The organism is uncultured Agitococcus sp., from assembly GCF_937920075.1.
Classification (GTDB): Bacteria; Pseudomonadota; Gammaproteobacteria; order Pseudomonadales; family Moraxellaceae; genus Agitococcus.
In genome coordinates this window covers 1-10,999 of sequence record NZ_CALETI010000157.1, presented here as the reverse complement: position 1 = coordinate 10,999, position 10,999 = coordinate 1, and the positions used below count along the sequence as shown (strand labels likewise).

Here is a 10,999-nt window from a genome sequence, read left to right as displayed (position 1 = left end):
GCTATGGAGCGCCGCTATCGCGTCACCGGACTGCCGTCATTGAGCGGTGGACAACCGGGGAGCCCGTAAAAGATGCGGCTGGCGCGTTGGAACCGACTCACGTCTATGGCGTCCCCTATTCGAGGGAGGCCGCCATGGATTCGGTCGAGATCATGCGCTCGCTGCTGCAAGCGCTGCCGGAGGAAGCCGACGCGCGCGACGAGCTTGTGGCCGTCGGCAGTCTTGCCGGTGCCATCATCAACACCACCGCGCCGGAAGGGCGCGCGGACCTGGTCGAGCGCTTTTGCGCGACCCTGCGCAAAGCCGTAGCAACGGAGCTGAACTGATGCGCCTCGAAAGATGGGACTTGTCGGAGATCGAGCGGCAACGCGCGGAGCGCAACGCCGGCTTGTCGGGCTTTGGCTTTAACATGTTACTTGTCGCCCTGCTGCTAGTGGCGGCGTTCTGCGGCTTCATGATTTGGCATGACTGACGCCAACGAGCTCGTGCGCGGCGTTGCTCGGCTGGCGCTGCAGCAGCTGCTGCTGGCAGCGTTGTTTCGGTGCTGGGGGCCGGCGCTCGGGAGGTGCGGCCTGGTGCGCGTGCTCAGCGCCGCAGAGGGCCAGCGGCCCGTGCTGCTGAGCCCGGGCGAGGTGCTGCTGGGCCGGGCACCGCACTTCGTCAACCGCATGTACAGCGCGCTGGCCGGCTTCGTCGGCGGGCGCGCCTGGATCGGGCTCGGCGACGACACCGCCACGTCGGTCGACGCGGCGACGTTGAAAGAGGTGCGAACGCACGGCGCCGCCGGGCCGCTGCACTACGCACGCTGGCTCGCCACCGAGCACCCCGAGCTCACGCTCGACGCCAGCGGCACGATCAAGGGCCAGGCGGCGTCGGCGAGCCTGCACTTCAGCGGCGTCCGCGAGGAGCACTTTTGTCCGCAGTACGAGAGCAGCTACGACACCGGCGGCGGCACCTGGGGCTGGGTCGAGGAGCCTTACACCGACGACGGCGGCTGGCGGTGCTTCCGCGACCGTGAGGGTCGGGTGATGTCGATGCGGTTCGACCTGGCGTCGCCCACCACCGACCTGACGCTCGTGGGTGCGCTGCTCGGCCCGGCGGCGATCCTCGGCATCAACCTCGACGGCGACCCCTACGCCGACGACCTCATCCGCAACGGCCTCGCCTTCGTCGGCGACGCCAAGCGAGAGATCGCCGCCATCCCGATCCCCGTCACATGGTTCCTCGGCCGCCACGACGCGTGGATCGACCCGAAGGATCCGCGTCGCATGATCGTGGGCAACGACGGCGGCGTCGACCTCTCTTTCGACGGCGGCAAGACCTGGTTCTCGCCCGACCTGCCGCTCGCGCAGTTCTACAACATCGACGTCGACGATCGCGTGCCGTGGCACGTCGGCGGCACGATGCAGGACTGGGGCACGGCGGTCGGCCCGAACGCCGTTCCCGCGAACGACGGCCCGACGCTCACCGACTGGCGCGTCGCGGGCGGCGGCGAAGCCGGCGACTTCAAGGACAACGACTCCGTCAACAAGGTTGTCAGCGGCCTCAACACCGCATCGAGCCAGCTCCGCTCGCAGGCGTCGGCCTTCGGTTCGAACCTGTCGATCGTGCAGATCCGTCAGGACTTCTCGAAGAACCTGATCAACGTGCTGCAGACCGGCTCGTCGAACCTGACGCTGGCCGACACCAACGAGGAAGCGGCCAACAGCCAGGCGCTGTCGACCCGCCAGTCGATCGCGGTGTCCGCGCTGGCGCTGGCCAACCAGTCGCAGCAGAGCGTTCTCCAGCTCCTCCGCTAATAGCGGACAGCAAAACAAGACATCGGAACGGCGGGGGAAACCCCGCCGTTTTCGTTTGTGCCCTCGGGCGAAGAGAACCCGCGGACCGAGAGATGTCCGACGCCGCCGGACGACACCACCCCACGGCATCGCCCGGCCGCGCCGCTTCGACGCCAGGCTGCTGCCAGCCGCCCCAGGACAGGCCGGGGTAGGCAGACCCGCCCTAGCCACTCATTCCGGCCCTCGTCAGGCGCAGGGGCCCATTGCGGCGTTGCCTCGCCACCCCATTGACCCGCGCCGCCACCACCGCGTTGCATGGTGTCAAACAGCATCGTAGCGTTTATAGGCGCGGTATGGACTGACAGCGTGAGGGTCGCACCCGGAATGGATGCCAGCTCAACCCGAGCTTCCGGAAATTGAGCCAACTCGTTCACCGGCAGGTCGGCTTCGGCGGCACGATGAACCAGGTAGAAGGCCGGTTCTGTCGCATCGCTGACAAGCTCGCCACTTTCTCCGAATGAGGCGAAGTCCGCGCGTATGAAGCCGAGCGATCGAAAGTGCGATACCCAAGGCGCAATCGCGGCAGAAACCTCTGCCTGAAGGCTCGCTCTCAGCCTTGCATTCTCGGCTTCGTCTTCGCTCAAGTCCCAGTCTGTCGGGCGGTACTCCGCTTCGATTTCTCCGCCATCCCCTGCACCAATCGCCATCGGCAACATACCCAGCACCATCGCCGCCGTGGTCATTAAAATGGGACGTAAACGGGTGCGTGCAGCCACTAAAATGGCTTGTTCACGGTTCATACCTTCTTTAATTGAATGCTGAATAAAATCGACCAATAAGATGGCATTTTTAGTCACCAAGCCCATAAGCATGACAATACCGATTAAGGAGAAAATATTGAGCGTGCTCCGACAAACAAACAACGCCAAAAACACACCAATCAACGATAAAGGCAATGAAGACATAATCGTTAAGGGATGAATAAAGCTATTAAATTGCGCACCCAACACAAAATAAATAAACAACACCGCCAAAATTAACGCAGTTTTGGCATAACCCATAGACTCATCCATGTCTTTGTTTTGGCCTTGAATTTGGAAACGGTAACCTGATGGCAATTGCATTTGACTGGCTACTTCACGCATATCTGCCCCGACATCACCCGCAGGACGGCCTTGAACATTCGCCGAGAACAACACTTCACGGTATAAGTTACGGCGATTAATTTGTGATGCACCTTGGGCATCATCAATTCTCGCTACTTCACCCAACATCACCATTTCAGGTTGACCATTGGCGTTGACTAAACGATTGCTAGTTAAGGGTAAAGCCCAAATATCATCTCGGTTTTGACGGTCTGTTTGTGATAGTTGTACACGCACATCATAGTTTTCACCTTGGGCATCTTGCCAAGTGGTGACCGCATCGCCTGCCAATAAAGGCCGTAACGCTGTACCAATTTGACTAATGGATACGCCCATATCTGCCGCTTTTTCACGGTCAACTTTAATGGCATAGGCAGGACGTGCCGCTTTGAGTGAGCTTTCTAAATCAACCACACCGTCAATTTTGCTGACTTTGGCTTGATACTCTTCGGCAATAGTACGTAATTGATTAAGGTCTTGGCCTTGCAAGGAAATTTGAATCGGTTTTAAGCCACCACTAATTGATTCTTTGGCGGCAGCTACCGAACTAATTTCAACTCCTGCCATTTGGCTTAACCGTTGGCGTAAAATGCTGACCAATTCTTTTTGGCTGACTTTACGCTCTTTTTTAGGCACTAAACGCACACGAATACCGACTTTGTTTTTGCCCGCATCCATGCCACTGTTAATGGTGGCATAGGTGGCTTGTACACCGTCATAACTACGAATCACCGCTTCTATTTGCTCAACTTTTTGTTGGGTATAGGCTAAAGATGATCCAACGGGTGTGGCTAATTTAACACTAATTTCGCTCAAGTCAGGCTCAGGTACAAACTCCTTACCGACAAACTTTGCCAAAAAGAACGCTAAAAATAAGGAAGCAAAAGCCACAATTAAGGTTTCACGGCGATGATTTAATGCCCAACGAATGACACGGGCATACTGTTGACCAAATTTTTCTAGGCTAACATCAAACCATGTTAAAAATTTTTCTACATATTGCCCCATCAGCGTTTTTGGCTTTTTATGTTGTTCAAAACGCTGCAAAAACTTATTGAGTTTTTCATCTTCGGAACGTGGTGCTTTATGGCCATCAGGGTCGTGCCAAATACTCGACAACATCGGGTCGAGGGTAAAACTGACAAACATTGACAGCAATACCGCACAAGCAACCGCCACACCAAATTGATAAAAGAAACGGCCAATAATACCGCCCATAAAGGCGACAGGTAAGAAGACGACAACAATGGTTAAAGTCGTCGCTAACACCGCCAAACCAATTTCGCGTGTGCCATCCATAGCCGCATGATAAGCGCTTTTGCCCATTGCCGCATGACGGACAATGTTTTCACGTACCACGATGGCATCGTCAATTAACAAACCAATACACAACGATAACGCCATTAAGGTCATGGTATTCAGCGTTAAGGCACACAGATATAAACCAAACACCGCACCTAATAAAGCGATTGGCAAGGTTAAACTGGTAATTACGGTTGAACGCCATGAGCCTAAAAAGAGAAATACCACTGTCACTGCTAGAATCGCCCCTTCAATTAAGGTCGACTGCACTTCTTTTAAAGAGGCACGTACCGACTTGGCACTGTCTGCCACTTCCAACATACTTACGCCTGTTGGTAAGTTGGGGCGCAATTCATCAGAGGCTACACGCAACGCATCAACCACTGCTAGGGTATTCGCACCCGTCATTTTGACAATATCAATACTGACTGCTCGTTGGCCATTCACTAGCGCTAAGGATTGGGCTTCTTGTTCGCTGTCACTAATTTCGGCAACTTGCTCTAAATACACAGGTGATTGACCACGCATCGCTACCACTAAGCGCGCAAAGTCTTGTGGTTCAATCATTCGGCCTTCAACTTGGACTACTTTTTCTTGTACATCATTAACCACTGTACCAGACGGTAAATCAGCACTATCACTACGCAACGCGGCTAATACTTCACCTACCCCAACACCCAGTGCTTGCATCCGTTCTGGTTGTAAATGAATGGCTATTTCTCGACGTACACCACCAACGACTTCCACCTTACCCACACCGGTCACACTTTGTAAACGTCTGACCACTTGTTGTTCAACAACGGTGGTTAATTCGCGTGCTGATAAGTTTTGTGCCTGAAAAGCAATCGACATAATCGGCGAAGATTCGGGACGATAACGCTCAACCAATGGGTCTTTAATTTCGGGACGAAATTTAACTTTTACTGTGGCAACTTTATCACGGACATCTTGTACGGCAGTGGTGATGGGTACGCCTAAATCAAACTCTACAGCGATGCGAGAACGGCCTTCATAAGAGGTAGAAATAATCCGCCGTACCCCTGCAATGGTATTGATGCTATCTTCTAATTTGCGGGTAATTTCTAATTCAACGGCTTCGGGTGACGCGGCTGGATAATCGGTGACAATCATCACATAGGGGTATTCAATATCGGGAAACTCTTCAACACTGAGTTTTTGCCACGAAAAAATCCCCAATACCATTAACGCCAACATCATCATGGTGGCTAAAACAGGATTATGAATAGATAAACGGGTTAACCACATCTTAACGACCGTCCTTAAAACGGACGATACGTCCTTCGTTTTGTGGCAAGGGTGGCAACAACAAAATGCGCTCACCCGCTTGTAAGCCTGTGACCAGTGCTAAACTTTTTGCTTCATCACGACGGCCAACACTCACTTCTTGAGCCACTAAACGATTATCACGAATGACGTGAACCACTTTTTGCCCTTGACGCTCTTGCACCGCAGAGAATGGTACAGCCACACCTTGTTGAGCTTGATCGTCACGGACATAACCTTTGGCAAACAAACCACCGCGTAATAAGCCCTTTTGATTATTGACTAAGGCATAAACATCAACCCGACGGCTACCTGCTTTGGCGACAGGATTAATGCGCGTGATACGCCCTGCAAAAGTTTGGTCGGCATAACCATCTGCGGTGAAATAAATCACTTGGCCAACTTTAATTGCCGCAACTTCGGTAGCTGCGACTTGAGCAACCAATTCAACTTGACTTAAATCAACTAATTTTAATAACGGTGTATTGGGCGCAACACTCTGCCCTGCATCCACTAAACGTTCAGACACTGTACCTGCATAAGGTGCGCGCACTGCCATATCGGCTAATTGTTGTTTGGCTTGAATAACCGAGACTTCGGCTGATTTAACTTGTGCGTGGCGAATATCGACTTGACGTTCCGCATTAGCTAAATCGTTGCTTGAGGCATAATTTTGTTGTTGTAACGGCTTAATACGGTCTAAATTTTGTTGAGCTAAAGCTAACTCCGCTTTAGCGGTTAATAGACTCGCCTCGGCTTGTTGTAAACGAGCCACTAAATCACGATCATCTTGGACGACTAAAACTTGCCCTGCTTTTACCGATTGCCCCTCACGAATAAACACTTGTTTGACTTCACCTAACACACGGGCGTTTAAGATGGTTTGACGTACAGGGGCAATTGTACCTGTCACTGCAATATCTTGAGCGATACGGGTGTTTTTTACCGTGACCACATCCACTGAGCTTAGCTCGATAAAGGGCTCACTTGGGCTATATTTGCTCGTTGATTCTTCTGGCCACCACCATAATACGGCCAAAACCATCGCCCATAAGCCAATTTGTCCTTTATATTGCTGCCAGTGTGTTGCTGTCATTGTATTTACAACCTCCCACTTTCAAAATAAGGAATACGCTGCGTATCTAAACTCGGTAAAAATTGTTCTTTAAAAGCTGCGGTATATTGATAGGCTTTTAACGGAATACTGCTAAACTCTTCTAACACCTTTAAACGCGGATCTAACTCAGATAAGGTGAGCGTCATGGCTCGTTTGCCTTGTTGACGTACTGCTTGCCACGCGTTGTGTAATAAAATGCTAAATGCTTCTTTATCATCGGGAGCGGTTAATGGCGAATGCAAGGCCATATAATCAAAAGTTTGGCCTTTGGCGGGCAAAATAAAACCACCACGCAACAAGCCCCACAAATTATAAAATGGCCGAAATAAGGCGACAGTACGGCTATAATCAAATACTCTGGTTTGTTTAAAGGCTTTTTGATTCCAAATACCAACTAAACCCCGAATTTGATTTTTTTCATCACGTAGCAACAAAAAATCATTTAAAGTCAGGCCGCTATAATAACCATGCCCAATGGCCAATTCTCGAAAATCATAGTTTGGTAAAAATTGATAATAAGCCGACATTTGATGAATAAAGTCATTCATCTCATCAACATCGGTAATAGAAGCACGTTGTAAATTAGGTATTTGCGTCGTTTGTTTAATACCCGTAATGGTATGGGTCAAAATACTGCCCATGGGTTTAAACAAGGGTAAACCTGCCCTGCCACCTTCTAAAGCACCACGAGATTTATCGTTTTCTTCTAAAATAACCGATTGATACCAATCATTTTGCACACAATCTTTTACGGCACGATTGATATAAATTAATACTCGACTGCCTTGATATTCGGGTGCAATACGCAAATCTGAACCATAACGAATTTGCTTGGGCTGACCATCAACAAAAACCTCTCTAAAGCCCATATTTACCATCGCCACGACTTCTTTATTGTCACGACGTTCAACAACCAATGTATGCGGTTGCTGATGGGAAATATGTGCAGAATTGAAATAATCAGGCAAACGCTCAAAGGCAAATTGCACCCCATTAGAGGGCTGCGGTTGACCAATTAGCTTTAAAATCGCTGCGTTATCACTGGCTGTTGCTAAGCGAATATCGAACGTGGTCATGATGCCCGCTCCCATAACACAGTGCTTAATTCTGCTTGTAAACTTGGTACAATATTTAGTAAGGCTTGACGTTGCACACGGCGAACTGGCTCTGGTTTAATGTTACCTTCAATCATGCCACCTGCTATGGCAACATCTTGGCAAACACGCCAACCATCTTTAGCAACCACTGCGACCACGGCATCCAACTGACGTAAATCGCGGGCTAATTCATAATGAAAATGTCCACGTAACTCTTGTTCAACGGCCTGAGCAACATCTTGGCGTAATTGTTGATGGGTAAATAAATGGGCATCACTAAACAACGCCACATATCGAGGTTTTGATTGCTCAAAACCTTGTACTGCTAATAAACTGACTGGCTCTAGCTCATATTTTTGGGCAACCGTTGCTAAAGCTTGACGTGCGGCATCAGGTGACATTTTTTCACCAACCATATCCACACCAAAACGACGACCTAAAAATTTAAAACAAGGGACACCCTGCCAAAACTCACTGACAACAATACGGTCATCTAACTGATAACGTAATAAACCGTTGCCACTGGTAATAATGGGGCTAACCACATCGCCTTCTTTCAACTGCCAACTGGCCAAAATTCCGCCATTGGTTAAATCTTCAAACTCATAAAAATGACTTTGATAGGCTAATGGATAATGGCCATCTATAGGGATAGTGACCACTCCTTCGGTCGCCCATAAACCCTTACCCTCAAACGCAGCATGAGGAATTAAGGCCTGTAATTGTTCAGCCCAAGGCGCTGCATCAGCAGTATCCCAAGCCGAAACCAACGCTAAATCTGGCCACAACTCGCTTGTCCAAAAGGCTTTGGGTAAAGCCAAAATACGTTTTAATTCTTGGGCGCGATTGGGTGCATAAGGGGCTGTTAATTGTTTTAAAGACTGTTGACGACTACGCCAATTACCATTTTGCAAAACGTCAATAATGCCATCTGCCCAAACAGGTAATGCATCCAATAATTGCAAAGCAAACGTTGGACTCCAAACAGACAATAAACGTAATTGACGATCAGCAACCAAATAACACAAAGTGGCAAATAAGGCATCGTCCGCACTTGCAGCCAAAGCGACATCGGCAGGCACAGCTTGTGATTGAGCTGCTAATACACGCTTCACTACGCCCAACAACTCGCTATCGTCATTTAAATTACCACTTAAATCGGCAAATTGACTTTGTGGTAACCAAGACACCGACCAATAATGAGTCCCATTGGCCATTTTGGGATATTGGCGATACATACTGGCTAACCAAGGAGCAATCGCAGCATCTAATTGGTCAATAAATGTTTTGGTATACGGAATTAGCTTTAGTTTTTCGGATGAACCACTGGTTGGCTGATAACGCACTAAAGGGCTACTGGTTAAACGACTCTCACCACGACGTTGGGCATGGATTTGCTCTTGCCATTGTGCATAACGTGTGACTGGCTGCTGATGAGCATACTCTTCCCATGTTGGAATTAAACTACGTGCTTTATTTTGAACACTGGCCACTTGTTGCAGCATATGCTGCAATTTTTGACGTTGGACTTGTTCGAGTTGCTGACCTTGACCACGAAAATCACGGTCTGCACGCAGACAGGCCAATTTTAATGCTTGATGAGTGAGTCGTTTTAACATGATTCACTCCTTAAGCGCGACGTTGTAATGGCGTAATTTCTGCTAAAGTACGATGCAAAGGTTCAACCTCTGCTTTAAATGCAGGTTTTGCCGTTTGTATAGCATCCCTACGACCTTTGCTAACTGCCTTATTAGCAAATTTTAGAACGTATTTTGACAGATTTTCGAAATCCAAAACGCCTACACAAGGTAATTCTGTACCACGACGCCAATCAGGATTACGCTCTTCAAAAAAGCGAATTTTTTGATTATCACGACACATTTTTTCGGTAATTTCGGCAACATCACCCTTTAAACATTGATAATCTGTACCAAAATCTAAAATACGGCTGTCGGCATCATAATATTCGGCAAACATTTGTTGGCAATAATCATCAACCACATCTGCTAAATAGTCATGTTTACCTTCTGGGTTTGGATAATAAGTCGTAAAATTATTGGCTAATAACAAATAAGTTTTAAAGCCTTTAGAAATCAATAACCAATAAATTGACTGACGTGGATGGCGTAATTTTTCTAAAACAACAAATTTATAAAACGCCACTTGTAAGGCTCTAGAACCCCAATATTCACGTTCAATAATCGTATCACCGCTAAATACACCACGTGCAGCTTCACCTTGAACCACCATATCTATAACCAAAATCGTCGAAAAACCAACAATTCGTCCTTCTTTTGGACACGACAATAAAAATGCACCGGTTTTTTTGCTTAAATCACGCAAGAAAATATCCCAAGAGGTACGCTCATAGTATTGACTATAAATGCCATACATTTGGCGAATATCATGGACATCAATTTTGCTAATCGGGCAATAAACAGCTTTTAATGCAGGTACAGCAATGGCTTTTTTCATGATAAATTCTTCTTGTTGATTGTGGACTTTAAATGTCCAGCGAGATAGGTATTAAGTGTTAGAACACTATTTATTATTGTTTATCTATTTTCGTCGCCTTTTTACTACCAGTCATCCGCTGCAACGGCCATTTGTTTTGCAAAAACGGCCAAGCGGACAACAAAAACTAGCCCTATCTTTATTGCGCGCGTACACTAAGCACAAATAAAAAACAATAAACATTCGACACTATGAATATAAATGATTTACCTTTTTTGCCTGTCGTTTACCTCAGCAAATTAACCGAGCAAATGCTCGAAGAAAATATCCAACCTGAGTTGTTATTACGTGATTGTGGCATTAGCCCAAATATTCTAAAAAATCCTGAAGCCTATTTATCGGTTTATCAAGTACGCGCCATTGTTAGCCGATATATCGGTCTAACAGGATTATCTTGTGCAGGCATACGTTATGGTCAACGACTAGATTTGTTAACACATGGCTTATTTGGTTATGTTTTTTTGACTCGTTTACCGTTTCGTGAATTTATGACCAATATTTTTCACTATTTACAAGTACGTTTGCCGTTATTATCTTTAGAATTATGCCAAGAAAGCGACTATATCTCTGTCAAACTATCCTATCGTCAACCACTCCATGAAATCGAAGCCTTTGTTACACAAGCATTTTTATCTAGTTTATATAATCTGGTTTCTTTAATTACTAAACATATAAGTCTCCATTTTCAAGCACATAGTTTAAGCCATCACCGTTCCACAAGTCTTACTCAAATCTACTTTTTATAGATTTAATGCTTATTTC

8 protein-coding genes are annotated in these 10,999 nt (G+C 47.8%); 3 read left to right on the top strand and 5 right to left on the bottom strand.

Annotated features, from left to right (window positions below; genetic code table 11):
• Positions 1–134 precede the first annotated feature (134 nt).
• Together Q0212_RS05925 and Q0212_RS05920 are read left to right on the top strand one after the other, a co-directional pair.
• Positions 135–326, top strand: a complete 192-nt coding sequence (locus Q0212_RS05925) for a hypothetical protein (protein ID WP_297923541.1) — start codon at positions 135–137, stop codon at positions 324–326.
• 138 nt (positions 327–464) lie between these two features.
• Positions 465–1,799, top strand: coding sequence for a flagellin (locus tag Q0212_RS05920; protein WP_297923539.1), 1,335 nt, complete (start codon positions 465–467; stop codon positions 1,797–1,799).
• Here the strand turns inward: Q0212_RS05920 and Q0212_RS05915 are convergent.
• The 5 genes from Q0212_RS05915 to Q0212_RS05895 are packed head-to-tail and all read right to left on the bottom strand — an operon-like array spanning position 1,796 to position 10,198.
• Positions 1,796–5,491, bottom strand: coding sequence for an efflux RND transporter permease subunit (locus Q0212_RS05915; protein WP_297923537.1), 3,696 nt, complete (start codon positions 5,489–5,491; stop codon positions 1,796–1,798). The genes Q0212_RS05920 and Q0212_RS05915 overlap by 4 nt on opposite strands.
• 1 nt (position 5,492) lies before the next feature.
• Positions 5,493–6,605, bottom strand: a complete 1,113-nt coding sequence (locus Q0212_RS05910) for an efflux RND transporter periplasmic adaptor subunit (protein ID WP_297923535.1) — start codon at positions 6,603–6,605, stop codon at positions 5,493–5,495.
• Between the two features lie 5 nt (positions 6,606–6,610).
• Entirely contained in the window at positions 6,611–7,702 is a 1,092-nt protein-coding gene (locus tag Q0212_RS05905; protein ID WP_297923533.1) for a hypothetical protein, read from the bottom strand.
• Positions 7,699–9,342: a GH3 auxin-responsive promoter family protein gene (locus Q0212_RS05900; RefSeq protein WP_297923531.1), complete on the bottom strand. Its 1,644-nt coding sequence runs from the start codon at positions 9,340–9,342 to the stop codon at positions 7,699–7,701. The genes Q0212_RS05905 and Q0212_RS05900 overlap by 4 nt, the downstream gene beginning before the upstream one ends.
• A 10-nt stretch (positions 9,343–9,352) precedes the next feature.
• On the bottom strand, positions 9,353–10,198 hold the full coding sequence (locus tag Q0212_RS05895) for a hypothetical protein (protein WP_297923529.1): 846 nt from the start codon (positions 10,196–10,198) through the stop codon (positions 9,353–9,355).
• Positions 10,199–10,428: 230 nt separating this feature from the next.
• Here Q0212_RS05895 and Q0212_RS05890 point away from each other — a divergent pair, with 230 nt between their 5' ends.
• Positions 10,429–10,983: an AraC family transcriptional regulator ligand-binding domain-containing protein gene (locus tag Q0212_RS05890; RefSeq protein WP_297923526.1), complete on the top strand. Its 555-nt coding sequence runs from the start codon at positions 10,429–10,431 to the stop codon at positions 10,981–10,983.
• Positions 10,984–10,999 lie beyond the last annotated feature (16 nt).

What these genes read in the sequence shown, in the direction of transcription:
- Q0212_RS05925 (WP_297923541.1), top strand. Translation starts at nt 135, where the DNA reads ATGGATTCGGTCGAGATCATGCGCTCGCTGCTGCAAGCGCTGCCGGAG.
- Q0212_RS05920 (WP_297923539.1), top strand. Translation starts at nt 465, where the DNA reads ATGACTGACGCCAACGAGCTCGTGCGCGGCGTTGCTCGGCTGGCGCTG.
- Q0212_RS05915 (WP_297923537.1), bottom strand. Translation starts at nt 5,491, where the DNA reads ATGTGGTTAACCCGTTTATCTATTCATAATCCTGTTTTAGCCACCATG.
- Q0212_RS05910 (WP_297923535.1), bottom strand. Translation starts at nt 6,605, where the DNA reads ATGACAGCAACACACTGGCAGCAATATAAAGGACAAATTGGCTTATGG.
- Q0212_RS05905 (WP_297923533.1), bottom strand. Translation starts at nt 7,702, where the DNA reads ATGACCACGTTCGATATTCGCTTAGCAACAGCCAGTGATAACGCAGCG.
- Q0212_RS05900 (WP_297923531.1), bottom strand. Translation starts at nt 9,342, where the DNA reads ATGTTAAAACGACTCACTCATCAAGCATTAAAATTGGCCTGTCTGCGT.
- Q0212_RS05895 (WP_297923529.1), bottom strand. Translation starts at nt 10,198, where the DNA reads ATGAAAAAAGCCATTGCTGTACCTGCATTAAAAGCTGTTTATTGCCCG.
- Q0212_RS05890 (WP_297923526.1), top strand. Translation starts at nt 10,429, where the DNA reads ATGAATATAAATGATTTACCTTTTTTGCCTGTCGTTTACCTCAGCAAA.